This window comes from Streptomyces sp. NRRL S-495 (assembly GCF_000966955.1).
Classification (GTDB): Bacteria; Actinomycetota; Actinomycetes; order Streptomycetales; family Streptomycetaceae; genus Kitasatospora; species Kitasatospora purpeofusca.
In genome coordinates this window covers 50,007-73,969 of sequence record NZ_JZWY01000004.1, presented here as the reverse complement: position 1 = coordinate 73,969, position 23,963 = coordinate 50,007, and the positions used below count along the sequence as shown (strand labels likewise).

Sequence of the window (23,963 nt, the reverse complement as noted above, 5' to 3'; positions counted from 1 at the left end):
GATGCCCCCGACCCGCCCGCGAGCTGCGGAAACAGCGGGTCCGGTCGGTATCCGGACCCGCTGTCGGGGGAGCTGCGACGGTGGTGTCAGCCGGCGATGGCCTCGAAGCCCTCGATGTCGCGGGGGCTGCGCGGGCCGGGGCCGATGTAGCGCGCGGCGGGGCGCACGAGGCGTCCGGTGCGCTTCTGCTCCAGGATGTGCGCCGACCAGCCGGCGGTCCGGGCGCAGGTGAACATCGAGGTGAACATGTGCGCCGGGACCTCGGCGAAGTCCAGCATGATGGCGGCCCAGAACTCGACGTTGGTGGCCAGCACGCGGTCGGGGCGGCGGTTGTGCAGCTCCTCCAGCGCGGCCTTCTCCAGCGCCTCGGCGACCTCGAAGCGCGGCGCGCCGAGCTCCTTGGCGGTGCGGCGCAGCACGCGGGCGCGCGGGTCCTCGGCGCGGTAGACGCGGTGGCCGAAGCCCATCAGGCGCTCGCCCTTGTCCAGGGCGTTCTTGACCCAGGCGGTCGCGTCGCCGGTGCGCTCGATCTCCTCGATCATGCCGAGCACGCGGGACGGCGCGCCGCCGTGCAGCGGGCCGGACATCGCGCCGACGGCGCCGGACAGGGCGGCCGCGACATCGGCGCCGGTGGAGGCGATGACCCGGGCGGTGAACGTGGAGGCGTTCATGCCGTGCTCGGCGGCGGAGGTCCAGTAGGCGTCGATGGCCTTGACGTGCTTGGGGTCGGGCTCGCCGCGCCAGCGGATCATGAACCGCTCGACCACGGTCTCGGCCTTGTCGATCTCGCTCTGCGGGACCATCGGCAGGCCCTGGCCGCGGGCGGACTGGGCGACGTACGACAGCGCCATGACGGCGGCCCGGGCGAGGTCGTCGCGGGCCTGCTCGGCGTCGATGTCGAGGAGCGGCTTGAGGCCCCAGACCGGGGCGAGCATGGCGAGGGCGGACTGCACGTCGACCCGGATGTCGCCGGAGTGGACGGGGATCGGGAAGGGCTCGGCGGCCGGCAGGCCGGGGTTGAACTTGCCGTCGACCAGCAGGCCCCAGACGTGACCGAAGGAGACATTGCCAACCAGGTCGTCGATGTCGACGCCTCGGTACCGCAGGGCGCCGCCTTCACGGTCGGGTTCGGCGATCTCGCTCTCGAAAGCGACGACGCCTTCGAGCCCGGGTACGAAGTCGGACATGCACGGCTCCTTCAGTTCTGCGATCGGCGGACCTCCGTGGTGGGGAGGCACACCAGTGACCGAATGGTGGTTGGCACTCGGTGCCAGGGTGACAGGCACGGGGTGCATTGCGCCATACACCACCATGGTGATGTTTCCCGAGGGCCCGCTTGACTTTTCGCCCGAGGGCCGGTCGTGCCCGGCAAATCTCCGGAACCAAGGGTGCGGTTCGGGACAAATCACCGTACGACGGGCGGCCAAGCGGTGGCGAGTCACCTTATCTCCCACCGGGGTTTGTCCGGAGGTAGCGGTGCCGGTTGCTTGTCGTACGGGATGATGTTGACGTGCAGACCCCGGACCGCGCCCAGTCGACGCCCCTGCCCCCCGCCACCCGGATCCTGGCCGACGAGGCCCGACCCGGGCCGGACCTCGCCGTGATGCGCAAGCACTACACGCACGAGGGCCTGGTCGAGGAGGACCTCGCCGCCGAGCCGATGGGCCAGTTCACCCGGTGGTTCCACGACGCGGACGAGGCCGGGGTGGCGGAGCCCAACGCGATGGTGCTCTCCACCGCCGACGCCGAGGGGCGGCCCAGCTCGCGCACGGTGCTGCTCAAGGGGTTCGACGCCCGCGGCTTCGTCTTCTTCACCAACTACGGCTCCCGCAAGGGCGCCGAACTCGCCGTCAACCCGTACGGCGCGCTGCTCTTCCCGTGGGTCGCGCTGGCCCGCCAGGTGATCGTCCAGGGCCGGGTGGAGAAGGTCGGCCGGGACGAGACCGCCGCCTACTTCCGCACCCGCCCGCACGGCTCCCAACTCGGCGCCTGGGCCAGCGAACAGTCCAGCCCGGTCGCCTCGCGCGAGGTGCTGGAGCAGCGCTACGCGGAGCTGGAGCGGCGCTACCCGGAGGGCGAGGGGGTGCCGGTGCCGCCGTTCTGGGGCGGGTACCGGGTGGTGCCGGAGAGCGTGGAGTTCTGGCAGGGGCGGGAGAACCGGCTGCACGACCGGCTGCGCTACCTCGTCGACCCGGCTGCCCCGGCGGGCTGGCAGGTGGAGCGGCTCTGCCCGTGAGTCCGGCCGGGCCGTGCCCGCGGGACGGTCGGGGTCGTGCCCGCGGGGCGGGTCCGGCCGTGCCCCCGCGCATGCCCGTGCGGGCGTCGGTCCGGGCCGTGCCCGTACGCCCCCGACCAGGCCCGTAACCCCGCGGGGTCGCACTTGTGACGACACCACTACACCTTCCTTCGCCCACCGGCTGACCTTGCGTCAGCCCGCCAGTAAGGTGGGGATGTTCACCGGCTCGGTGGGGGGTTGTTGGGTGCGGCCGTACTTCTTCTTCAGCTACGCGCGGCGGGACCACCTGGCCGGGGGTGCCTTCGTCGACCAGTTCTTCACCGACCTGCGGGACGAACTGGCGCGGATCGAGCCCGAGGCCGGTCCGGGCGAACTGGCCTACCGGGACACCGAACGGCTGCGGATCGGCGACGACTGGGAGCGGCAGCTCTCCCTGATGCTCGGCGCCAGCCGCACCATGGTCGCCCTCTACTCGCCCGCCTACTTCGCCAGCCCCTACTGCGGCAAGGAGTGGACCGCCTTCGACCACCGGACGCGGCGCCACGAGGAGCAGACCGGGGAGAGCGTCCCGGCCCTCATCCCCGTGCTGTGGGAGCCGCCGCCCGAGGACCTGCCCGTCGAAGTCCGGCGGATCCAGTACATGCAGCACGACTTCGGCGCCGAGTACGCCACCGGCGGGCTGCGCCACCTGCTGCGGACCGACCCGCAGGGCACGGCGTACCGCAAGGTGGTGCGGGTGATCGCCGAGCGGATCCGGGAGGCCGCCTCCTGGCGGGTCGCCGAACTGCGGGACCTCGACCTCGGGCAGGTGGAGGGCTGCTTCCCGGTGGAGGAGGTCGCCCCGGTCGCCGCCCGCAGCAGCCTGGTCCGGCTCTTCGTCGCCGCGCGGCGGGCCGGCGACCCGCCCGCCGTGGTCGGCGGGGCCGGCGCGGTCAACGGCGACCGGTTCCCGGCGCAGCGCTCCGAGGCGGACAGCGTGCGGGCCGACGGCGCGGGCGGCGGTGCGGGCGGCGGCGTCGGCGGCCCGGACGGGCCCTACCAGGGCGGCTGGTACGGGGCGCACCCCCGCGACTGGGCGCCCTACCACCCGCCCCGGCTGCCCTCGTTGGCGGTCCAGGCCCAGCAGGTGATCACCCGGGCCGGGCACAGCACCAGCCTGGAGACCGTCGGCCCGGACCTCGCCGACGCGCTCGACCGGGCCCGGGAGAACAACGAGGTCAGCGTCCTGCTGGTGGACCCCTGGGCGGCCGGCGCCGAGCCCTTCCGGCAGGCGCTGCGCGACTTCGACCGGCAGAACCACCCGGTCACCGCCGTCCTGCTGCCCGACAGCACCGACGACCCGCCGGCCGGTCCGGCGCGCGCCCGGCTCTGGGAGGGGGTGCGCGAGGTGTTCGCGCGCACCTGGTTGCACCGGTCCGGGCCCGAGCCGCTCTTTCGCATCCACATCCGGCGGGAACGATTCGAGCGTGAGCTGCTCTCGACCGTGACCGTCGCCCAGAACCGCCTGCTCGACCAGCTGGACGACGACCCGGTCGCCGCCCGGGCCCAGTTCGGGCTCGGTCCGGACCCGCGACCGATGCCCGGCCTCACCATCCCGGCCTGGCCGCCCGTTCCGCCGGCGCCGCCCGTCTCCCCGGGCCCGCCCGTCCCACGCCCGGGGAACGCCCCCGGAGCGGGGGCCGGTTCCGGGGCGGGCGCCGGCGCCGGCGCCGGGGCCGCGCCGGGGCCGAGGGGCGCCCTGCGCGAGGAGACCGTGCCCCTGACCAACCGGGCGCCCAGTGAAGGAGAAGCGGACCGATGAGCGTTGAGCACGCCGCCCTCGCGGACCACGGGTCCGCGGCCCTCGCGACCCCCGGCACCGGCACGGTCGTCACCTTCTACTCCTTCAAGGGCGGCACCGGCCGCACCATGGCGCTCGCCAACCTGGGCTGGATCCTGGCCAGTCAGGGCCTGCGCGTGCTGGTGGTGGACTGGGACCTGGAGGCCCCGGGCCTGCACCGCTACTACCACCCGCTGCTGGTCGACCCCGAACTCCACGGCACCGACGGGCTGATCGACATGCTCCGGGCCTACGTCGACGAGGCGCTGCCCGGCCCGGACCGCCGCGGCCCGGGCCCGGACCCCCGGGAGTGGCTGGCCGTGCCCGGCCGGCTGGAGCAGTACCTGTGCGGCCTGGCCCTCGACCTCCCGGACGGCGGCAAGCTCGACCTGATGCCCGCCGGCCGGCAGAACGCCGCCTACTCGGCCGCCGTCACCAGCTTCAACTGGCGCAGCTTCTACACCCGCGCCGACATCCGCGGCGCGGAGTTCCTGTACGCGCTGCGCGAGCAGTGGACCAGCAGCTACGACTACGTGCTGATCGACAGCAGGACCGGGGTCAGCGACACCTCGGGCATCTGCACCGTGCTGATGCCCGACACCGTCGTCGACTGCTTCACCCTCGGCGCCCAGAGCATCCGCGGCGGCGTCGACGCGGCCCGCGCCATCGTCGACGCCGACGAGCGCGAGATCCGCGTGCTGCCCGTCCCGATGCGGGTCGAGGACGCCGAACGCGCCGGACTGGCGGCCGGGCGCGACCTCGCCCACGATGCCTTCGACCCCTACCTGGAGCGCTGGCTGAGCCCCGAGCGGCGGGCGGACTACTGGCGCGACGTCGAGGTGCCGTACAAGCCGTTCTACGCCTACGAGGAGGTGCCGGCCACCATCGTCGACCGGCCGCAGCAGGGCCGCAGCCTGCTCGCCGCCTTCGAACGGCTGGCCGCCTGGCTCACCGACGGCCGGGTCAGCACCCTGCGCCCGCTGCCCGACCTGGCCCGCCGCCGCCTGTACGCCGCCTATCTGCGCACCGGCCGCACCCGCTCCCGCCAGGTGCACGTGAGCTACGCCCCCAAGGACCGGGTGTGGGCCGAGTGGATCTCCGAGACCCTGCGCGGCTTCGGCTACCTGGTCAGCCTGCACAGCGCCGCCGTCCCGCTCGACCCCGGCCCGGCGCACGGCGGCGCGCTGCCCGAGGCCGCCGGACCGCTGGACGGCGACGGCCGGCTGCTCGCCCTGCTCACCCCCGAGTACACCGCCCTGCCGCGTGCCCGGGAGATCTGGCGCCGGCTCACCGGCCAGGCGCCGGTCGGCGACTCCGGCGGCCTGCTCGCCGTGCGGATCGGCGGTGCGGAGGGCATGGAGCCGCCGCAGTTCGCCGGACACCGGGCCCTGGACCTCGCGCTCGGCTCCGCGGAGCAGGCCGAGGCCCAGCTGTTCGAGCTGATCGGCCCGGCGCCCGGCGCCGGACGCTGGATGGAGACCGGCGGCACCGGCGAGACCGCCGTGCCGCACCCCACCCGGTTCCCGGACGGCCGCCCCTCGGTCCAGGAACTGCCGCCCCGGCTGCCCACCTTCACCGGCCGGATGCGCCTGCTGGAGGCCGTCCGCGACGGCTTCACGGCCGACAGCGACGCCGCGCCCGTCCAGGTGCTCTACGGCATCGGCGGGGTCGGCAAGTCCCAGGCCGCGATCGAGTACGCGCACCGCTTCGCGGCCGGCTACGACGTGCTGTGGTGGGTCCCGGCCCAGCAGCCCGCGGTGATCCCGCAGAAGCTCGCCGAACTCGCCCCCGGCCTCGGCCTGGAGACCGACGGCGACGTCACCAGGACGGCCCGCGCCGTCCTCGACGCGCTCGCCAGCGGCCGGCCGTACCACCGCTGGCTGCTGCTCTTCGACAACGCCGAGGACCCGGAGCTGCTGGACCCCTGGCTGCCCGCCGCCGGACCGGGCGGCCACGTCCTGGTCACCTCCCGCGACCGGCGCTGGGCCCGCCGCCCGGGCCGCACCGAGGTCGAGGTGTTCGACCGGGCGGAGAGCGTCGAACTCGTCCGGCACTTCAACACCGGGGTCGAGCGGGCCGACGCCGAGCGGATCGCCGAACTCCTCGGCGACCTGCCGCTCGCCGTCGGCCAGGCCGCCGCCTGGCTCCAGGAGACGCCGATGCCGGCCGCCACGTACGCGGACCTGCTCGACGAGACGCTGACCGACATCCTCGACCGCTCGGTGCGGGGCGCGCCGGTGGCGGTGGCGGCGGAGGAGGACGCCGTCGCCGAGGAGGGTTCCGCCGTCACGGTCGCCACCGCCGCCACCTGGCGGATCGCCGGCTCCGACCTCCGCCGGATCAACGCCCCGGCCGCCCGGTTGCTGGAGGTCTGCGGATTCCTCGGGCCTGAGGCCATCCCGATCTCGCTGCTGTACAGCCCACCGGTGATCGAGGCGATCGGGCTCGCCCCGGGCACCTCCGACCAGCGGCTCGCGGTCGGCGAGATCCTGCGGACCGTCAACCAGTTCAACCTCGCCCGTTACGACCACACGGCCGGGACCCTGGTCGTGCACCGGATCGTCCAGGCCCTGCTGCGCGAGCAGGTCGGCGAGGCCGACCGGGTCCGGGTCCGCGGCGCGGCGCACCGCGCGCTGGCGCTCGCCGACCCCGGCGACCCGGACGCGCCGCACAACTGGTCGCGCTACGCCGAACTGCTGCCCCACCTCTGGCCGTCGGGAGCGGTCGACTCCACCGATCCGGCGGTCCGGCAGTGGATCGTCAACTCGGTCCGCTACCTGTGGCAGCGCAGCCTGCACGACGCCGGACGGGAGCTGGCCGAACGGGTGCTGGCACGGTGGCGCGAGGGCGGTTCGCACGGCGCCGAGGCCGACGTCAAGGTCCAGTTGCTGCGGGTCCAGCTCGGCAACATCCAGCGCACCCAGGGGTTGGTGAGGGAGGCGTACGAAACCGACCGGGACGCGTTCGAGCGGCTGACGGACCTGCGGGGGCGGGAGCACCGGGACACCTTCCCGGCGGCCACCAGCCTGGGCGGGGACCTCCGGCACCTGGGCCGCTACCGGGAGGCGCGGGAACTGGACGAAGGGACCAGGGCCGCCGCGAGGCGGGTGCTGGGAGCGGAGCATCCGCGCACCCTGATGGCGGAGAACAACCTGGCCGTCTCCATCATGCTGACGGGGGACTTCGCCGAGGCACTGGCGATCCATGAGGGGCTCTACCCGCGGAAGCTGGAGGTCTTCGGCAAGCGCAGCCCGTACACGATCCTCGGCGGCGTGGTCTACGGCCACGTACTGGGCGAGGTGGGGCGGCTGGACGAGGCCCTGGACCGGCTGGACAAGGCCGTTCGGCGGAGCCGGCAGGTACTCGGGGAGGAGCACGACGAGACCTTGCGCGCCCGCCGGTACCGAAGTGTCGTCCTGCGTCGGCTGGGCCGTCTCCCGGCCGCGCTGATCGATGCCGAGGACGTCTACCAGCGGCTGGTGGAACGGTACGGCCCGGACCACCCGGGCGCGGCCTCCGCCGCGGCGAGCCTGGCCTCGGTGCTGGGCGTACTCGGGGACACCGGACGTGCCGTCGAGCTCGCCGAGGAGGCCTACCTCTACCACCGAGACCATCTCGGGGCGGGGCACCCTGCGGAGCGTGTGGCGGCGGGCAATTTCGCGGTGGCGCTCCGCCGGGCCGGGCAGATCGCGGAGGCCGAGGCGCTCTCCGGGAATGTGTTGGACGACCTGTGGGCGGCGCTCGGGGAGCGCCACCCGTACGTCGGGGTGGCCCGGCTCAACCGGGCCAACGACCTGGCCCGCACCGGCAGGTACGCCGAGGCGGTGTTCCAGGCCGAGGCGGCCGCGATGCTGCTCACCGAGCGGTTCGGCCCGGACCACCCCGATGTCCTGGCGGCCTCCGCCAATGTCGTCCTGGCGCTGACCGCCGTCGGCGAGACGGCGCGGGCGGCCGAACTGCGGGTGCGGACGCTCTTCCGCGCGAGGGCGTTGCCGTACCTGACCGAAGGTCATCCGCTTGCCGAGGCGATCCGGGTGGGCGAGTGGCTGGAGGTGGAGACCGAGATGCCGCTGGTGTGACGGGTGGTCGCTTCGCCCTTCCAGCCATGGGAAGCGAAAGGGAGCGGATCAATGGAATCGCAGATCGCGAAGGAACCGGACGGACAGGGCTGCCGGGGGGCCGAGCGGCCCGCGCTGGCCGACTTGGCGAGGCTCGACCCGGGTGAACTGGCCCGACAGCTGCAGTTGGCCCTGCCGGGTGCGGGTGCCCGATCGGTGGCCTCGTTCAATTCAGCTGTCTGACGAAGTGATTAGTGGGCGTCGGATACTGGAAATGTCCGGTCATGAGCCCTCATCCGCCGCCGATCACGCAGTTCGTCCTGAAGGTCCACAGCCGGTGCGACCTCGCCTGCGACCACTGCTACGTGTACGAGCACGCCGACACCGGCTGGCGGTCCAGACCGCGGGTCGTCGGGGAGGCCGTACTGGCGCGGGTCGCAGAGCGGATCGGGGAGCACACGGCCGCGCACGGGCTGACCGTCGTCCGGGTCGTCCTGCACGGGGGTGAGCCGCTGCTGGCCGGGCCGGAGGTGTTCCGGCGGGCGGCCGGGTTGCTGCGGGCGGCGCTGCCCGAGGTGTGCGACCTGGACCTGCGGGTGCACACCAACGGCGTCCGGCTGGACGAGGCGTACTGCGAGCTGTTCGACGAGCTGGGCATCCGGGTCGGCATCTCGCTGGACGGCGACCGGGCCGCCAACGACCGGCACCGCCGGTTCGCGAACGGGCGGTCGAGTCATCCGCAGGTGCTGCGGGCCGTCGGGCTGCTGCGCGACCCGCGGTTCCGGCACCTGTACGCGGGGCTGCTCTGCACCGTCGACGTGGCGAACGACCCGGTGGCCGTGTACCGGGCGCTCGCCGAACTGGAGCCCCCGGCGGTGGACTTCCTGCTCCCGCACGCCACCTGGGACCGCCCGCCGGAACGCCCGCCAGGCGCGGGTGCGACGCCGTACGCGGACTGGCTGCTGACCGTGCACGAGCAGTGGGAGGCGGACGGCCGCCCGTTCGCCGTCCGGACCTTCGACTCGGTGCACCGGACGCTGTCGGGGCTGCCCGGTCTGAGCGAGGCGCTCGGGCTGGAGCCGGTGGACCTGGTGGTGCTGGAGACGGACGGCACGTACGAGCAGGCGGACAGCCTGAAGACGGCGTACGACGGCGCGCCCGGGACGGGGATGGACGTCTTCCGGCACAGCCTCGACGAGGTGGCCGGGCACCCGGGCATGGCGGCGAGGCAGTCGGGCCTGGACGGGCTGAGCGCGGAGTGCCGGGCCTGCCCGGTGGTGCGGTCCTGCGGGGGCGGGCTGTACGCGCACCGGTACGGGGACGGGTCGTTCGACCGTCCCTCGGTGTACTGCGCGGACCTGAGGGCGCTGATCGACGGTCTGGCCGCGCGTGCGGGGGTCGGCTCACGGCCCGCCCCGCCGCCGGTGGACCTCGCCGGGCCGGGGCTCACGGACGAGCAACTGGAAGAACTGGCGGTGGGGTTGGGCGGTCCGGAGACCGTGCGTGCGCTGGCCCGGTCCCAACTCGCGCTCACCCGGACGATGCTGGCCGCCGTGCACGGCTCCTCGGGGCTGGCGCGTTCGGAGGCGTGGGAGCTGCTGGCGGAGCTGGACGCCGTCGAACCGGCGGCTGTGGACGCGGTGTTCGCCCACCCGTACGTCCGGGCGTGGGCGGCGCGGCGGCTGAGCGGCGATCCGGGGGCGGGGCTCGGCACGCTGGCCGAGCTGGCTGCGGCCGCGGCGGTGCGGGCGGGTCGGGGGGACAGCGTGGCGGTGCCGGTCCGGGACGGGGTGCTGCACCTGCCGACGCTGGGGCGGCTGGTGCTGGGCGGGGGAGTGCGGGAGGCGCGGGTCAGCGGCGGGCGGGACGGCTGGACGGCGCGCGTGGATGACGGCGCGGTCGCCGGTTCGGGTGACCCGCGCTGGCAGCCGCTTCGCAGGGTCGGGAGGGGGATCGCGATGGAGGACGTGGATCCGCAACGGGGGGTGCACCGGTGGCCGGTGGAGGAGCGGTTGAGCGGTGCTGAGTACCTGAATTGGGCCGGGGATTTTCGGGGGGCTGCGGACCTGCTTGACCGCGATCTGCCCGAGTACGCGGCCGGCCTGTGGGCCGGATTGAGCACGGTCACACCGTTGCAGCGGCGCGCCGACGGGCGCGACGTCAGCTCGGCCGCCCGCCAGGCCTTCGGCGCGGTCGCGATCGCGCGGCCGCGTGGTGCGGAGACGTTGGCGTTGTTGTTGGTGCACGAGTTCCAGCACGTGAAGCTGGGGGCGGTGTTGGACCGGGAGGAGCTGTACGACCGGGGGGACACGAGGCTGTTCGAGGCGTTCGGCCTGACACCGAGGCCGATCGGCTCGCTGTTCCAGGCCGTGTACGCGCATCTCGCGGTGACGGCATTCTGGGGCACCCGCGCCTGCGGAGGGCCGGAGTCGGCCCGTTCCCGCTTCGCCCATTGGCGCGCCCTGACGGACGAGGCCGTGGATTTGCTGGCTGACAGCGGAGCGCTGACCCCGTTGGGCAAGCGATTCGCCGACGGGGCAAGGGCGTCGGTGGATCCCTGGCTGCGGATCACCGGGGGGTGACGGTCCTGGAGTCCTAGCTAGGACACCAGGCGCAAAGTAGGTCGCGGGTAGCCGGACTGGCCCCGTTGCCCCGTCCTGGGCGTCATGGTTGGTCTGGTCGAGTGATCGAGGCGAGGCCCTGCTGGTCAAGTCGTCGCGGATCCCGAGGCCGCGTTGCGGCACGTCCGCCGGCACTTCATCACGGTCGACAACCTCCGCGCCGCGGTGACGAGGCTGGTGAACGCCACCTTCGCCGCCCGCGATACCGCGTGGTGGGGCCGCGGCACCGCGTGTGCATCGGATTCGAATGGCACGTCGAGCGGAAGAACGTCTGCATCTACTCTCAGCTCAAGAGCTGTTCGTCGTCCGAGGTCGCCGCGATGATCGAGGGTCCAAGGAGCACGCCGAGACCTCGATGCTCGCCCTGCACCTGCTCCAGTCCGCGCTCGTCCACGTCAACACCCCGCTGGTCCAGCAGGTCCTGGCCGAACCGGCCTGGGCATCGAGGCTGAGCGAGGAGGACCGGCGCGGCCTGACCGCGCTGTTCTGGTCCAACGTCAACCCCTACGGCACCTTCCACCTGGACATGAACAAGTACCTCGACCCGGGGCCGGCCACCGCTGTGCCCCGCCCCCGCACCCCGGCCGACACCGCGGCCGATCACGGACGGAGACACGATGAAGGACTACCAGGGACCTCATCGGTGGGGGACGGGCACGCCCGCGGAGCGGAGTTTGGCCTCGGTGAGCACGGTCACCCGGGCTGAGATCGGTGCCTGGTCCTCGCGGTGATTGTTGATCAGCTTGTACTGGGCCGAAGCCTTGGCCCATGCCCGCAGGCTGGCGTGATCCCCGAGCAGCGCGGGGTTGGCGAGGTAGCGGTCGGCCATGGCGGTCGCGAGTTCTTCGATCCTCGGGTCGTCCGGTTCCCAGGTCTCCGCCTCCCGGCCGCGCTTGATCAGGTCGACGTACTCGGGGTCGTCGAGCCCGTGTTCAAGCTGGGTCAGGAAGCCGTCGAAGCCCTCCGGCACCAGCGCCCGGGCCAGCACCAGGGCCTCGCGTTGCGCGGCCACGTAGTCGGGGCTGAAGCCGAGGCCGGGCATCCGGTCCAGAATCGCGCAGGCGCGGTCGGGCAGCAGGGCCCGGTCGCCGTCGGCGAGCCGGTGCAGGGTGTCGCGGCGGGCGGTCAGCTCATCGATGCGTTCAGTGAGCTGCCGCTCGATGTCGGTGAGCGCGGCGCCGAACTGCTCGGCGCCGGCGCCGAGCATGGCCCCGATCTCGGCCAGCGGCACGCCCGCGGCAGCCAGCGTCCGTACCTGTACCAGCTGCAGCAGCTCGCCGGATCCGTACCGCCGATAGCCGGAGCTGTCACGTTCCGGCTCCGTGACCAGGCCGAGCTTGTGGTAGTGCCGCACCGTCTTCACCGTGATGCCGACGAACGCCGCCGCGTGTCCGATGGTGACCCCGTTCCTCATCAGGCCAGCTTGCCGCAGAACACCGCGTCGACGAAACGCTGCTGGGCGGTCTGGAATGCCGGTGCTATCGACAGGTTGGCGTCGTCCACCCAGGTCAGCCCGGCGGTCAGGGACTTGCTGCCGTCCGGGGTGCTGTACATCAGCGCCGCCGAGCCCATGGTGGCGCCGTTGTGGTGGAAGACGGTGCCGCCCTCCGTTTCCTGCGCGAACACTCCCAGGCCGTAGCCGACCGTCGCCTCCGGCGTGCGCATTTCGGCCAACAGATCGGCCGACAGGAGCTTGCCGCCCATCAGCGCGGAGAAGTACGTGTGCAGATCCTTGGTGGTCGAGATCATGTCGCCGCCGGCTCCGACCCAGGACGGGTTCTGACGGGTGACATCGATCGTCCGCTCCTGCCCGGCGTCCTCGTAGCGGTAGTAGCCGTGGTTGTGCGGCTCGGGGATCTCCGGCGAGGCGCCCGGCGCCACGGTGCCGGTCATCCCCAGCGGCTCCAGGATCAGCCGCTGCAACTCCTCGGCGAACGAACGGCCGGAAGCCTTCTCGAGCACCATCCGGGCCAGCACGTAGTTGGTGTTGGCGTAGCTCCAGCCCGTACCCGGCGCGAACCGCGTCGGCTTGGACAACGACAGCCGGACCAGCTCCTCGGGCAGGTAGGTCTTGAACCGGTTGTCCACCCACTCCCTGCCCTGCCAGGGGACCCCCAGCACGATCGTCCCGTCCTCGTAGAGCTCGCCGGTGTGGTTGAAGATCCCGCTGGTGTGCTGCAGCAGCATCCGCACAGTGATCCGCCGGTCGAGACCGAACTCGGGGAGGTAGTCATCAGCCGGGGCGTCCAGGCCGATCCTGCCCTCGGCCACCAGCATGAGCACCAAGGTGGCGACGAAGTTCTTGGTGCTGCTGCCGATGCGGAAGTGCCCGTTCGTCAGCGGCTCGGCGCTCTGGCCCAGCTCGCGCACACCGGCGCTGCCAACCCACTCGCCCTTTTCGTCGTTCACCCGGAGCTGGATCCCTACGAAACCGGACTCTGCCAACTCCTCGATCGCCTTCTGCAGCTCCGGACGATCCTGCCCCTGGTCGGAAAGGTTGGTGGACATGTTGCTCCTTCACATCGGTTGTGCCCGGGTCGGCGTCGTGTGCCGATGTGACGAGCCTCCACCCTGCCCCAAGGTCAACCTCAACTGTGATCCAGCTCACGGTCGCTTCCAGTCGGCGTGGCCGGCAGCGGGAACTCCCGGCCCCAGTGCGGATCCTGGCCGCCGCTTCGCTGACCCGCGTCGGGGTCGAGGGGCTCACCCAGCGCTGGGGTGCGGACCTTCAGAAGAGAGGCAAGCTCGTCTGGTTCGAGCTGGACTCGGCCGCGTGACCGTCGCCGTCGCTCTCCTCGTCCTTGCCTCGGCGCTGGTCGGGGCGATCGGCGAGGTGATGACACGATCGCTGCGGGACCGCGTCGACCGGGCGGGCAGCACGGTCGGTCGACCGGTAGGTGTCATCCATGGCACCCAGGCCCTCGCCCCGGCCGGGCGGGCGGGGGCCACCGCGTAAACCCCACCGCGTAAACTCCGGGCCTGTGAACGAGCAGCCTCCGGTCCTGGTCACCCGCCGTCTCGCGCCCGGTGTCGTCGAGCGCCTCTCCGCGCAGCTCCCGGCCACCCTGCACGACTCCGAACTGCCGATGGGCCGCGAGGAATTGCTCGCCGCCGTCCGCGGCCGGCAGGCCCTGATCACCACCCTCGACGAGCGGGTGGACGCCGAACTCCTCGACGCGGCCGGTCCCGACCTCCAGGTCGTCGCGAACCACGCCGTCGGCTACCACAACGTCGATGTGGCGGCCTGCGCCGAGCGCGGCATCACCGTCACCAACACCCCCGGGGTACTGACCGCCGCCACCGCCGACATGGCGTGGGCCCTGCTCCTCGCCGCCACCCGCCGGCTCGGCGAGGGGGAGCGGCTGCTGCGCTCCGGTGAGCCGTGGGCCTGGGCGCCGACCTTCATGCTCGGCCTGGAGCTCTCCGGCACCCAGCTGGGCGTGCTCGGGATGGGTCGGATCGGGCAGGCGGTGGCCCGCCGGGCCAAGGGCTTCGACATGCCCGTCCGCTACCACAACCGCAACCCGCTGCCGCCCGAGCAGGCCGACGGCGCCGAGTGGCTGCCGCTGGAGCAACTGCTCTCCACCTCCAGCGTCCTGGTGGTCACCTGCCCGCTGAGCGAGGCCACCCGGCACCTGCTGGACGCCCGCCGACTCGCCCTGCTGCCGCCCGGCGCGGTGGTGGTCGCGATGACCGCCGGGGTCGTCGACGAGGAGGCGCTCGCCGCCGCTCTGGAGTCCGGCGCGCTGTTCGCCGCCGCCGTCGACAACTTCGAGCACGAGCCGGCCGTCCCGTCCGCCCTGCTCGCCCAGGACCGCGCCGTCCTCGCCCCGCACCTGGGCAGCGCCACCGTCCGCACCCGCCAGGCGATGGGCAACCTCGCCGTCGACAACGTCCTCGCCGTCCTCGCCGGGAAGGACCCGCTCACCCCGGTGGCGCGGTAGCAGTGGCAGTAGCGGTAGCGCCCCGGCTCATGGGCCGGGGCGCCGTCGTCTCATGAGCCCGCGCGCCGGGCGATCAGCGTCTCCAGGCCGTCCAGGATGCGCTCGACCCCGAACGTCAGGGCCTGGTCCCGCCCTTCGGCCGGCGCGGTCATCGCGGTCAGGGTGGCCGGGTAGTCGTCGCCGTGCTCCCGCAGCACTCCGGCGAGGGCCGCGACGAGCCGGGTCTCGGCCTCCGTGCCGCTCGCCCGCGACTGCTGGGCGATGCCGCGGACGTGGCTGGTCAGCAGGACGACGGCGTCGAGCCGCTCGCCGCCGGTGAGGCCCTTGCCGTCCAGTGCGGCCAGGGCCCGTTCCACCCAGGACAGTTCCCGCGGACCCATCAGGCGCGCGCCCACGGTCGTCTCCAGGAGCCAGGGGTGTTGCGCGAAGGCCCGGAACAGGGCCGTGGACCAGTCGGTGAGGTCCGTGCGCCAGTCGCCGGACGCGAGGTCCGGCGGGTTCTCGACCGCCCGGTCCGTCATCAGGGCGACCAGCTCCGCCTTGCCCGGCACGTACCGGTAGAGCGACATCTTCGTCTTGCCGAGCAGCTCCGCGACGCGCTGCATCGACAGGGCGGCCAGGCCCTCCGCGTCCGCGACCTCGATGCCGGCCCGGGCGATGCCGTCCAGGCTCAGCGCGGGCTTGGGGCCCCGCCTGGGCCGGGCCTGCGGGCCCCAGAGCAGCTGTGCCAGTTCGTCCGCCATCGGTTCTCCCGCCCGCCGTCAGGCTTGCCACATCCCAAAACTGTGTCTACCGTACACAACAAAAAACAGCGTCCGACGGACACAATTTTGATCGAGGGGTGGAACTCATGGGCACGAAGGTCCTGATCTCCGGAGCCGGTATCGCCGGACCGGCGCTGGCACTCTGGCTCGGCCGGTACGGCTTCGAGGTGACGGTGGTCGAGGCGGCCCCGCGACTGCGCGGCGGCGGCCAGGCCGTCGACTTCCGCGGCACCACCCACCTGACCGTGCTGGAACGCATGGGCGTGCTCGACGACCTCCGCCGGATCCGCACCGGCGGCAGCCCCATGCGCTTCGTCGACGAGAGCGGGCGGACCAGGCTGCACCTGCCCTCCGAGTTCGCCGGCGGTGACATCGAGGTCCTGCGCGGCGACCTCGTCCACGTCCTGTACGAGCACAGCCGCCCGTTCACCGACTACCGCTTCGGCGAGTCCGTCACCGAGCTCCACCAGGACGCCGACGGTGTTCACGTCCGCTTCCGCAGCGGTGAGGCCCGCACCTTCGACCTCGTCGTCGGGGCCGACGGGCTGCACTCCAACGTCCGCCGGCTCGCCCACGGACCCGAGGAGCGCTACGTCACCCACCTCGGCCACTACGCCGCCGGCTGGTCGCTGCCCAACTACCTGGGCATCGGCCCGGGGGAGGGGTCCGTCGGCCTCAATGTGCCCGGGCGGCTCGCCTCGGTCGGCACGAGCCACCGGGACCCGGGGACGGCCGCGGCCTTCTTCGTCTTCTCCTCGCCCGCGCTGACCTACGACCGCCACGACCAGGAGCAGCAGAAGGCGATCGTCGCCGGGGCCTTCGCCGGGACGGGTTGGGAGGTGCCGCGGCTCCTGGCCTCCCTGGCCGAGGCCGACGACCTGTACTTCGACTCCATCAGCCGGGCCGACGTCCCGAACTGGTCCACCGGACGCGTCGCCCTCCTCGGCGACGCCGCCTGCGGGGCCACCATCGGCGGCATGGGCACCGGCACCGCGATCGTCGCCGCGTACGTCCTGGCCGGCGAACTGGCCGCGGCCGCCGGGGACCACACCGCCGCCTTCGCCCGCTACGAGGGCCTCCTGCGTGCGTACGCCGAGGGCTGCCAGAAGGGCGGCGACCGCGCGGGCCGGTTCCTGGCCCCCGGGGCCGTCGGGCTGCGGCTGCGCAACTGGTCGCTGAACCGCCCCCGCATCCTCGACTGGATGATCGAGGAGGGCCGGAAGGCGACCCACCTCGACCTGCCCGACTACCGCCGGTTCGAGACCCGGCCGGGCAGTCCGGTCAGTACTCCCGGTCGGCCGCGCCGTTGACTTCGCGGCGGGCCTGCCAGGTGGTGTGCTCGCGGGAGACGGCGTCCTCGGCGTCGCGGGAGAAGCGGGCCCAGAGTTCCTCGGCGTCGGGGGAGTCGATGTCGAGGTGGGCGAGCTGGGCCCGGATCAGGGCGAGTTCGTCGGCGGCCAGGCCGTATGCGGCGGCGAGCGGGCGGTACTGGCGCAGTTGGGCCCAGGCGGTGACGGAGGCGGCCACGGCGGAGACGGCGCCGAGGGCGTCGAAGGAGAACAGCCCCAGCGCCCGCAGTACCGCGAGCACCAGGCCGAGCAGCGGCAGCACCACGCCCGCCACTCCGGTCCAGAAGCCGGCCCGGGCGCAGAAGCGGGACTTGGAGCGGTACCAGTCCTGCTGCACCTGGATCCGTTCGCGCAGGTAGACGTCCCGGCGCAGGGCCAGCGGCTGTTCGCGCAGGGTGCGCATCGCGGGGGTGATCTGGCCCTCGGCGGGCCGGCCGGCCAGGCCGGGGCCGACCGCGCGGCTGTCCCGGAAGGCGTGCAGCACCCGGCCGAGCTGGAGGCCGTAGAGGCCCTCGGCGTCCGACAGCGGTCGGGGCGGCGGCTGGACGGCGTCGGCCCGGACGGCGAACTTCCACGCCAGGGTCTTCACCGACTCGGCGGCGGCCCGGCCCTCGTACCAGAGGCCCTGCGGGTTCTGCCGGCTGGTGACGGCGGAGAGGCCGATCGCGCCGAGGTAGGCGACGGCGGCGAGCCAGGCCCACGGCCGGCCGTCGGCGGAGCCGGCTGTGGCGGCCGCGACCAGCAGCAGCAGTTCGGCGGCGGAGAGCCGGACGGCCCTGTGCTGCCCCTGCTGGGAGGCCGAGTCGGCCTTCCAGAACAGCTCGGGCAGCAGCTCGCGCTCCCGCACCACCCGGTCCGCCCCGCCCGTGCCCGACGTCATCCCGTCCCCCCGCTCGCAGCTCCACCACCCGCCCCGGCGGTTCTGCCCCGGCGGACGGCCCGGTACGCCTGGGCGGGCAGGCCGGTGCACCCGGACGGACAGGCCAGACGGGCCGGACGGGGCAGGGCGAGCAGGCGGGGACGCCGTGTCGGCGCGAGTGTCCAGGGCGGACGGCGGGACGGTCGGCCGGGCGGCGTAGCGGGCCCGGTACCGGCCGCCGCTTCCTCGTACGCCGAACGGGCGGGGCGGAACGGAGAAGTCCCGGACGACGGCAGAAGGCCCCGGAAGGTCTCAGAACGTGTAGAAGATCCGGTCGGCGTTGTCGGTCATCTGCTTGGCGTTCCACTCGGTGCCGCCGGGCACGTTGCCCGAGCGGAACAGCGGCGGGGCGGCGCCCTCGCCGGCGAGGGCCGCGTCGGCCAGCCGCTCCACCGCCGAGGCGACCACGGCCTGCATCAGCGCGCTGGTGACGATCGTCGAGACCGGGCCGAAGGTGGTCTCGGCGCCGGGGTGGGTCAGCTCGCCGTCGCCGACCGCGATCTTGTTGTCCAGGACGACGTCGCAGTGGTCCTTGAGGTAGGTGCCGGAGGGGTGCCCCGAGGGGACCGCGCCGGGGTAGGCCAGCGAGGTCAGTCCGATCACCTTCAGGCCCCGGCCCCGGGCGTGCTGGGCCAGCTCCACGGGCATGGTCTGGCGGCCCGAGAGCGAGATCAGGAACAGCAGGTCACCGCTGGTGGCGGGGGTGAGGTCCAGGGTGGTGGTGGCCAGTCCGGAGACCCGCTCCAGGGCGCTCGACAGCGGCGCCGGCATCACCGTGACCCCGGCCATGCCGGGGACCTCCAGCAGGTTGATCGGCACCAGCCCGCCGGCCCGGTAGACCACGTCCTGGGCCGCCAGCGAGGAGTGGCCGGCGCCGAAGGCGAAGACCCGGCGGTTCCCGGCGACCGCCTCGGCCAGCAGGGCGGCGGCCGCCTCGATGTTCTCCGCCTCCTCGGTCCGCACCCGCTGGAGGTGGGCGATCGCGGCCTCGAAGTACCGGCCGACCAGCTCGCTCATCTGCTGCCTTCGCTCTCTGCCGGTGGGGGCCCCGGCCGGGTGGGGCGGCCGTGATGGTCCGGACCGCTGGTGGAGAAAGCTACGGCGAGCACCGTGCTGCCTCACCGGTGCCGCTGTCAACAGGCACGAAATGCCGCCCCCGGGGCTTGGGGCGGGCCCGGTTGTCGTCGCGGTACGTCAGAATTGGCGGTGAGGATCCCGAGGAACGGAGCCAGCGGCGATGTCTGGGCTGATCGACACCACTGAGATGTACCTTCGCACCATCCTGGAGCTGGAGGAGGAGGGCATCACCCCGATGCGCGCCCGGATCGCCGAGCGCCTGGAGCAGAGCGGTCCCACGGTCAGCCAGACGGTCGGCCGGATGGAGCGCGACGGGCTGCTCCGGGTCGCGGGCGACCGCCACCTGGAGCTGACCGAGGAGGGCCGCCGGCTCGCGGTGCGGGTGATGCGCAAGCACCGCATCGCCGAGTGCCTGCTGGTCGACGTGATCGGGCTGGAGTGGGAGCAGGTGCACGAGGAGGCCTGCCGCTGGGAGCACGTGATGAGCGAGACCGTCGAGCGCAAGGTGCTCGCGATGCTCGGCCACCCGACCCAGTCCCCGTACGGCAACCCGATCCCGGGGCTGGACGAGCTGGGCGACGCCAAGGCCGAGGGCGAGGGCTTCGACGCCGGGCTCGTCCCGCTGGACACCGTGCTGCCGGGCGAGGACGGTGCCGACGTGGTGGTCCGCCGGATCGGCGAGCCGATCCAGACCGACGGCGAGCTGATGCGCACGCTGCGCCGGGCCGGGGTCCGTCCCGGCTCCACGGTGCGGGTGACCGCCGGGGTCGGCGGGGTCATGGTGGGCTCCGGCGACAGTGCGGCCGAGCTGGGCAAGGACATCGCCGCGCACGTCTTCGTCGCTCAGGCCTGAGGACGCCCGGGCCCGAGGACGGCTCGCGCTCCGCGAGAGAACGGCCGGAAGGGCCCGGTGCTCCCCGTGCACCGGGCCCTTCCGTCCTCCCCGTTCCCTCCCGTTCCCGCGCCACCGGCCTCCCCGAACCCGGCCGGTGACGCGGCCCCGCCCTTCCCTCCCGTCCCCTCCTGTCCCCTCCGGTTCCCCTCCGTCCCTCCCGTCCGCCTCGCCCGGCTTCCCCGACCGAGCACCCCTTCCGGCGGCCCCTCACATGGGAATTCCTGCCACTCGGCCGATCATGGCAATCCTTGAGCGTTGTCACTCGTACGAGGGGCTTTCGCCGTTGACCAGCGGGTACACCGAACCCTTATCCGCACATGCGTATGACGGGCCCGGCCTCCGGTGGGAGACAAGGCCCGTCACTCGCGCGCGGGGTCTCGCGCGGCGCACACCCCTCACCCGATCGGCGTAGGGCGGCAGTCCTCGGAAGGGTCGGCCGTTCGTCGGCGCGGCCGTTCGGCCGTTCAGCGGGTCGGCCGTTCGGCCGACCGGGGTGCGGTCAGCGCACCGCCGCGGGCTGGGCCGGCTGCGCCGCGGCCGACGGCGCCTCGCGCCCGCAGGCGTAGGCCAGCGGATTGATCAGCTCGGCGGCGTCCGGCAGCCAGCGGTTGAGTGCGGAGGGTGAGCGGGCCCACTGGGCGAAACCGGTCGGGCCGACCCGGGACGGCGGGGCTACCGTCCAGTCGCCCTCGCCCCGGGCCACCAGGTCCAGCCGGGCCGGCGGCCAGCCGAGCTTGCGGAGCATCTCCGGCAGCTTGGCCGCCACCCCGGGCAGCACCAGGAAGTGCAGCCGCCGCCCCGCCCGGCCCTGCGCGGCCGGGACCACCGCCACCGGGCCGAGCTGCAGGCCCATCCGCTCCATCCGGGCCAGCGCCAGGCAGCCCGCCGTCTCCGGCACGTCCAGGACGTCGAAGGACCTGCCGGTCGGCAGCAGGATCGACGCCTCCGGGCGCTCCGTCCACCAGCGCCGTACCGCACCCGGCCCCGCGCTCGCCTTGCGCGCCCAGTCCGAGTCGATCGGGTGGGCACCGGGCAGCGCACAGCGCGGCTCGCCGCACGAGCAGCGGGCGGGGCCGTCGCCGTCGATCAGCCAGGCGCCCGGGGCGACCTCCCAGTGACGGGTCTCGGCGTAGCTGACGGCTTCGACGAGCAGCGGGGGCAGTCCTGCGTCGGAGCCCTGGTCGGGGGAGTCGGGGGTGTCTTCCACGGGCTGCTCAACTACCGTGCGTGAGGCGGGTTACGGTCGGGTGCGGGCCGTTCCGCCACGCGGTGGCAATTCACCCGAACCGGTGAGGCGGACCGTGCGGGAGCGCGCCGGGGGGAGGTGGGGTGGGGGGTGGGGATCGTCACCGTGGGTATCCCGCTGGCGTTGCTGATCGCTAACCTGGTGTCAGTTTCCTTGAACGGTCGGACAGTCGGCAACTCGGCAACAGAGATCAGCAGAAAGCGTCGCCCGCCGGCCGGGACCGGAGGGTGTGGGGAGGCGAAGCCCATGGCCGCGAGACCACTTGTCGCACGACAGCCCAACGAGCGCCTGCAGCAGCTGATCCAGGAGGCCAGCTGCTCCAACGCCGGTCTGGCACGGAGAGTCAACCTCTGCGGTGCCGAGCACGGTCTTGACCTGCGCTACGACAAGACCTCCGTCGCGCGCTGGCTCCGCGGCCAGCAACCGCGCGGACAGGCACCGGCGGTGATCGCCGAGGCACTCGGACGCAAACTGGGGCGCAGTGTGTCGGTCGAGGAGATCGGCATGGCGGACGGCAAGAACCTCAGCTCCGGCATCGGGCTGCAGTTCGCGCCGACGCTGGGCGCCGCACTCGAGCAGGTCTGCGAGCTCTGGCGCAGCGACGTCGGACGCCGGGACTTCCTGACCGGGGCGACAGTGGCGGCCTCCGCCCTGGTCGAGCCCAGTCGGGACTGGCTGATCACCCCGCCGGACCCGGTGGTGGCCCGCAGCGGCGGCACCCGGGTCGGCCCGACCGATGTCGCGGCGATCAAGGCGACCACCGCGATGCTGGTCGACCTGGACCACCGCTTCGGCAGCGGCCACGTCCGCCCGGTCGTGGTGCACTACCTCAACAGCGTGGTCTCCGGCCTGCTCGGCGGCTCCTACCGGGAGGAGACGGGCCGCCAGCTCTTCGCGGCCGTCGCGCGGTTGACCGAGCTGGCGGGCTACATGGCGGTGGACACCGGACAGCCCGGCCTCGCCCAGCGGTACTACATCCAGGCGCTGCGCCTGGCCCAGGCCGCCGACGACCGGGGCTACGGCGGGTACGTGCTGGCGGCCTCGATGAGCCACCTGGCGGCGACCCTGGGCAACCCGAGGGAGATCGCCCAGCTCGCCCGGGCCGCCCAGGAGGGCGCCAGGACGGTCGCCACCCCGACCGCGATGGCGATGTTCTACGCGGCCGAGGCGCGCGGCCACGCCCTGCTCGGCGACGCCCGGGCGTGCGAGGCGGTGGCCGCCAAGGCGCTGGAGATGATGGAGAAGCGCCGCCCGGAGGACGACCCGGACTGGATCGTCCACTTCGACGACGCCTACCTCGCCGACGAACTGGCCCACTGCCACCGGGACCTCGAACAGGCGGGCCAGGCCGAGCACTACGCCCGCCGGGCGCTCGACCTGCACCCGCCGACCCGGGTGCGGCGCCGCGCGGTGGACCTCGTGCTGCTGGCGACGGCTCAGCTCCAGCAGCGGGACGTGGAACGGGCCTGCGAGACGGGCGCGCAGGCGGTCCGGCTGCTGAGCGGTCTGCGTTCCAACCGGGGCGTGGAGTACCTGGACGAGTTCCGCCGCCGGCTGGAGCCGTACCGGGAGCAGCGGGTGGTCCGCGAGTTCCAGGCCAGGGCGGAGGCGGAGGCCGCCTGAGCGGTGCGGTGGCGCGGTGTTGCGGAGCGTGCGGGGACGGTGAGGGGCGGACCGCCCACGTGGTCGGCCGGTTCGGTGAACCGGTAGCGTGGGCGCGACGTCCAAGGAACTGTGATGCTCCCAAGAACCGACGAGATGTGGTCCGCCGTCAGCGCGCGGTCGTGCACAGGTGAGGAATCGCGTTGAGCCAGCGCCGCTCGTACCCCAACTCCGGTGACTTCAATCTGGACGACCTGTTCCGTCCGGAGCCGGGGCAGCAACCGGCCCCGCAGCCGGGGCAGCAACCGGGGCAACAACCGGGGCAACAACCGGTCCAGCAGCCCGGGCCGCCGCACGGCCAGCAGCCGGCCGCGCCGTACCCGGGCCCGCAGCCTGGTCCCTACCCGGGCCAGGCGTCCGGGCAGCCGGAGTACTTCGGCGACAGCGCGCTGCCCACCCAGGCCATGCCGGTCCAGCAGCAGGGGATGTCGGCGCCCGGCTGGGGCGGCGCGGCGCATCCCGGCCACCCGGCCGACCACGCCCAGGCCACCCAGTACCTGCCGCCGTACCCGGGGGCCGACCCGCAGGGTGCCGGCGGCTATCCCCCGGCCCGGCCGGGATACGCCGACGGGCCCGCGGCGGACTACCCGGACCGGTCCGGCGCGGCCCCGGCCGGGCGCGGCGGCGGCCGCTCCTCCAACAAGCTGGTGATCGGCGGCGTGGTGGTCGGCGGCATCGCCGCGGCCGCCCTGGTCGCGGTGCTGATGAGCGGCGGCGACGACAAGCCCGGATCGAAGCCCCAGGCCGCCCCGGCGACCACCGGCGGCACCACCACCGCCACCACCGCGCAGCAGGGCCCGGGCCCGACCACCGCCTCCGTCAATCCGGAGGTCAAGGCGCAGGCCCAGGCGCTCTCCGACCTGCTCGGCACCGCCAACGACAGCCGGCAGGCGGTGATCGGCGCGGTCGCCTCGGTGCAGAAGTGCGAGAAGCTCCCGGAGTCGCAGCAGGCGCTGACCGCCGCGGCCGGCCAGCGGCGGGAGCTGCAGAGCAAGCTCTCCGGGCTGAAGACGGACAAGCTGGCTGGCGGTCCGCAGCTGGTCGAGCAGCTGAACGCGGCGTGGGCGGCCTCGGCGACCGCCGACGACGAGTACGCGGCCTGGGCCGGCGACGCGCAGAGCGGCTGCGACCCCAAGAAGAACGACAACCAGCACTACAAGAACGCCGTCGCCGCGAGCGGCACCGCGACCACCGCCAAGAAGCAGGCGTCCGGGCTCTGGAACACCGTCGCGGGCCAGACCGCCCTGCCCACCCGCACCGACGGCGACCTCTGAGTCCGCGCCCCGCCGAGGCCCGGCGGGGAACAACGGCGGAGGGCCCGACCGCAGTGGTCGGGCCCTCCGCCGTTCCCGGGACGCGTTCCCGGAGGGTGC

21 protein-coding genes are annotated in these 23,963 nt (G+C 73.5%); 14 read left to right on the top strand and 7 right to left on the bottom strand.

The window, feature by feature from the left end; all coding sequences use genetic code 11:
• Positions 1 to 86 precede the first annotated feature (86 nt).
• Positions 87 to 1,187 carry a citrate synthase 2 gene (locus VR45_RS00400; protein ID WP_045937634.1) on the bottom strand — a complete coding sequence of 367 codons (1,101 nt, stop codon included), beginning with the start codon at positions 1,185 to 1,187 and terminating at the stop codon, positions 87 to 89.
• A gap of 416 nt (positions 1,188 to 1,603) precedes the next feature.
• On the opposite strand from VR45_RS00400, the gene pdxH reads away from it, so the two are divergent.
• From pdxH to VR45_RS47765, 7 genes are all read left to right on the top strand, one after another.
• On the top strand, positions 1,604 to 2,236 hold the full coding sequence (gene pdxH, locus VR45_RS00395; protein WP_045937661.1) for a pyridoxamine 5'-phosphate oxidase: 633 nt from the start codon (positions 1,604 to 1,606) through the stop codon (positions 2,234 to 2,236).
• Between the two features lie 214 nt (positions 2,237 to 2,450).
• Positions 2,451 to 4,037 carry a TIR-like protein FxsC gene (locus VR45_RS00390; RefSeq protein WP_078896104.1) on the top strand — a complete coding sequence of 529 codons (1,587 nt, stop codon included), beginning with the start codon at positions 2,451 to 2,453 and terminating at the stop codon, positions 4,035 to 4,037.
• Positions 4,034 to 8,134, top strand: a complete 4,101-nt coding sequence (gene fxsT / locus VR45_RS00385; RefSeq protein WP_045937633.1) for an FxSxx-COOH system tetratricopeptide repeat protein — start codon at positions 4,034 to 4,036, stop codon at positions 8,132 to 8,134. Before VR45_RS00390 ends, fxsT begins: the two co-directional genes overlap by 4 nt.
• A 51-nt stretch (positions 8,135 to 8,185) precedes the next feature.
• Positions 8,186 to 8,356 (top strand): hypothetical protein, encoded by a 171-nt coding sequence (locus VR45_RS46585; RefSeq protein WP_159394076.1) that lies wholly within the window; start codon positions 8,186 to 8,188, stop codon positions 8,354 to 8,356.
• Between the two features lie 41 nt (positions 8,357 to 8,397).
• The gene (locus tag VR45_RS00380; protein WP_045937632.1) at positions 8,398 to 10,695 is read left to right on the top strand and encodes an FxsB family cyclophane-forming radical SAM/SPASM peptide maturase; all 2,298 of its coding nucleotides are present in this window, start codon (positions 8,398 to 8,400) and stop codon (positions 10,693 to 10,695) included.
• A gap of 153 nt (positions 10,696 to 10,848) precedes the next feature.
• Positions 10,849 to 11,058 carry a Tn3 family transposase gene (locus VR45_RS47770; protein ID WP_078896103.1) on the top strand — a complete coding sequence of 70 codons (210 nt, stop codon included), beginning with the start codon at positions 10,849 to 10,851 and terminating at the stop codon, positions 11,056 to 11,058.
• Positions 10,982 to 11,440 carry a Tn3 family transposase gene (locus tag VR45_RS47765; protein WP_199925874.1) on the top strand — a complete coding sequence of 153 codons (459 nt, stop codon included), beginning with the start codon at positions 10,982 to 10,984 and terminating at the stop codon, positions 11,438 to 11,440. Before VR45_RS47770 ends, VR45_RS47765 begins: the two co-directional genes overlap by 77 nt.
• Here VR45_RS47765 and VR45_RS00375 read toward each other — a convergent pair.
• Positions 11,372 to 12,148 carry a MerR family transcriptional regulator gene (locus VR45_RS00375; protein ID WP_045937631.1) on the bottom strand — a complete coding sequence of 259 codons (777 nt, stop codon included), beginning with the start codon at positions 12,146 to 12,148 and terminating at the stop codon, positions 11,372 to 11,374. The two genes, VR45_RS47765 and VR45_RS00375, sit on opposite strands and share 69 nt — an antisense overlap.
• Positions 12,148 to 13,242: a serine hydrolase domain-containing protein gene (locus tag VR45_RS00370; protein WP_045937630.1), complete on the bottom strand. Its 1,095-nt coding sequence runs from the start codon at positions 13,240 to 13,242 to the stop codon at positions 12,148 to 12,150. Before VR45_RS00370 ends, VR45_RS00375 begins: the two co-directional genes overlap by 1 nt.
• Positions 13,243 to 13,328: 86 nt before the next feature.
• Here VR45_RS00370 and VR45_RS46580 point away from each other — a divergent pair, with 86 nt between their 5' ends.
• From VR45_RS46580 to VR45_RS00360, 3 genes are read left to right on the top strand one after another with little or no spacing between them, the layout of a single operon-like run.
• On the top strand, positions 13,329 to 13,511 hold the full coding sequence (locus tag VR45_RS46580) for a hypothetical protein (RefSeq protein WP_159394075.1): 183 nt from the start codon (positions 13,329 to 13,331) through the stop codon (positions 13,509 to 13,511).
• Positions 13,508 to 13,690 (top strand): hypothetical protein, encoded by a 183-nt coding sequence (locus tag VR45_RS00365; RefSeq protein WP_045937629.1) that lies wholly within the window; start codon positions 13,508 to 13,510, stop codon positions 13,688 to 13,690. Before VR45_RS46580 ends, VR45_RS00365 begins: the two co-directional genes overlap by 4 nt.
• Before the next feature lie 25 nt (positions 13,691 to 13,715).
• Complete coding sequence (locus VR45_RS00360; RefSeq protein ID WP_045937628.1) at positions 13,716 to 14,678, top strand: D-glycerate dehydrogenase; 963 nt, start codon at positions 13,716 to 13,718, stop codon at positions 14,676 to 14,678.
• A gap of 50 nt (positions 14,679 to 14,728) precedes the next feature.
• Here the strand turns inward: VR45_RS00360 and VR45_RS00355 are convergent, their stop codons facing one another.
• The gene (locus tag VR45_RS00355; RefSeq protein WP_045937627.1) at positions 14,729 to 15,421 is read right to left on the bottom strand and encodes a TetR/AcrR family transcriptional regulator C-terminal domain-containing protein; all 693 of its coding nucleotides are present in this window, start codon (positions 15,419 to 15,421) and stop codon (positions 14,729 to 14,731) included.
• A gap of 107 nt (positions 15,422 to 15,528) precedes the next feature.
• Between VR45_RS00355 and VR45_RS00350 the strand changes: the two genes are divergently transcribed.
• Positions 15,529 to 16,752, top strand: a complete 1,224-nt coding sequence (locus VR45_RS00350) for an FAD-dependent monooxygenase (RefSeq protein WP_045937626.1) — start codon at positions 15,529 to 15,531, stop codon at positions 16,750 to 16,752.
• On the opposite strand, the gene VR45_RS00345 is transcribed toward VR45_RS00350, so the two are convergent.
• Both VR45_RS00345 and VR45_RS00340 read right to left on the bottom strand, forming a co-directional pair.
• Positions 16,724 to 17,671 carry a DUF4231 domain-containing protein gene (locus tag VR45_RS00345; RefSeq protein WP_045937625.1) on the bottom strand — a complete coding sequence of 316 codons (948 nt, stop codon included), beginning with the start codon at positions 17,669 to 17,671 and terminating at the stop codon, positions 16,724 to 16,726. The genes VR45_RS00350 and VR45_RS00345 overlap by 29 nt on opposite strands.
• Before the next feature lie 291 nt (positions 17,672 to 17,962).
• On the bottom strand, positions 17,963 to 18,727 hold the full coding sequence (locus tag VR45_RS00340) for an SIS domain-containing protein (protein WP_045937624.1): 765 nt from the start codon (positions 18,725 to 18,727) through the stop codon (positions 17,963 to 17,965).
• A 220-nt stretch (positions 18,728 to 18,947) separates the two neighbouring features.
• Between VR45_RS00340 and VR45_RS00335 the strand changes: the two genes are divergently transcribed.
• Complete coding sequence (locus VR45_RS00335; RefSeq protein ID WP_045937623.1) at positions 18,948 to 19,640, top strand: metal-dependent transcriptional regulator; 693 nt, start codon at positions 18,948 to 18,950, stop codon at positions 19,638 to 19,640.
• Between the two features lie 541 nt (positions 19,641 to 20,181).
• Here VR45_RS00335 and VR45_RS00330 read toward each other — a convergent pair.
• Positions 20,182 to 20,889 carry a bifunctional DNA primase/polymerase gene (locus VR45_RS00330; RefSeq protein ID WP_045937622.1) on the bottom strand — a complete coding sequence of 236 codons (708 nt, stop codon included), beginning with the start codon at positions 20,887 to 20,889 and terminating at the stop codon, positions 20,182 to 20,184.
• Positions 20,890 to 21,174: 285 nt separating this feature from the next.
• Here VR45_RS00330 and VR45_RS00325 point away from each other — a divergent pair, with 285 nt between their 5' ends.
• Together VR45_RS00325 and VR45_RS45235 are read left to right on the top strand one after the other, a co-directional pair.
• A complete protein-coding gene (locus tag VR45_RS00325; protein WP_030393555.1) occupies positions 21,175 to 22,551 on the top strand; it encodes a hypothetical protein in 1,377 nt (458 codons plus the stop codon).
• Positions 22,552 to 22,733: 182 nt separating this feature from the next.
• Positions 22,734 to 23,864, top strand: coding sequence for a hypothetical protein (locus tag VR45_RS45235; protein WP_052708709.1), 1,131 nt, complete (start codon positions 22,734 to 22,736; stop codon positions 23,862 to 23,864).
• Positions 23,865 to 23,963 lie beyond the last annotated feature (99 nt).

Bases quoted from the DNA above. Each gene is read 5' to 3' on its own strand.
- fxsT (WP_045937633.1), top strand. From the start codon at position 4,034: ATGAGCGTTGAGCACGCCGCCCTCGCGGACCACGGGTCCGCGGCCCTC.
- VR45_RS00335 (WP_045937623.1), top strand. From the start codon at position 18,948: ATGTCTGGGCTGATCGACACCACTGAGATGTACCTTCGCACCATCCTG.
- VR45_RS00340 (WP_045937624.1), bottom strand. From the start codon at position 18,727: ATGAGCGAGCTGGTCGGCCGGTACTTCGAGGCCGCGATCGCCCACCTC.
- VR45_RS00375 (WP_045937631.1), bottom strand. From the start codon at position 12,148: ATGAGGAACGGGGTCACCATCGGACACGCGGCGGCGTTCGTCGGCATC.
- pdxH (WP_045937661.1), top strand. From the start codon at position 1,604: ATGCGCAAGCACTACACGCACGAGGGCCTGGTCGAGGAGGACCTCGCC.
- VR45_RS00345 (WP_045937625.1), bottom strand. From the start codon at position 17,671: ATGACGTCGGGCACGGGCGGGGCGGACCGGGTGGTGCGGGAGCGCGAG.
- VR45_RS47765 (WP_199925874.1), top strand. From the start codon at position 10,982: ATGGCACGTCGAGCGGAAGAACGTCTGCATCTACTCTCAGCTCAAGAG.
- VR45_RS00350 (WP_045937626.1), top strand. From the start codon at position 15,529: ATGGGCACGAAGGTCCTGATCTCCGGAGCCGGTATCGCCGGACCGGCG.
- VR45_RS00400 (WP_045937634.1), bottom strand. From the start codon at position 1,187: ATGTCCGACTTCGTACCCGGGCTCGAAGGCGTCGTCGCTTTCGAGAGC.
- VR45_RS00325 (WP_030393555.1), top strand. From the start codon at position 21,175: ATGGCCGCGAGACCACTTGTCGCACGACAGCCCAACGAGCGCCTGCAG.
- VR45_RS00390 (WP_078896104.1), top strand. From the start codon at position 2,451: ATGTTCACCGGCTCGGTGGGGGGTTGTTGGGTGCGGCCGTACTTCTTC.
- VR45_RS46585 (WP_159394076.1), top strand. From the start codon at position 8,186: ATGGAATCGCAGATCGCGAAGGAACCGGACGGACAGGGCTGCCGGGGG.
- VR45_RS00355 (WP_045937627.1), bottom strand. From the start codon at position 15,421: ATGGCGGACGAACTGGCACAGCTGCTCTGGGGCCCGCAGGCCCGGCCC.
- VR45_RS00380 (WP_045937632.1), top strand. From the start codon at position 8,398: ATGAGCCCTCATCCGCCGCCGATCACGCAGTTCGTCCTGAAGGTCCAC.
- VR45_RS00370 (WP_045937630.1), bottom strand. From the start codon at position 13,242: ATGTCCACCAACCTTTCCGACCAGGGGCAGGATCGTCCGGAGCTGCAG.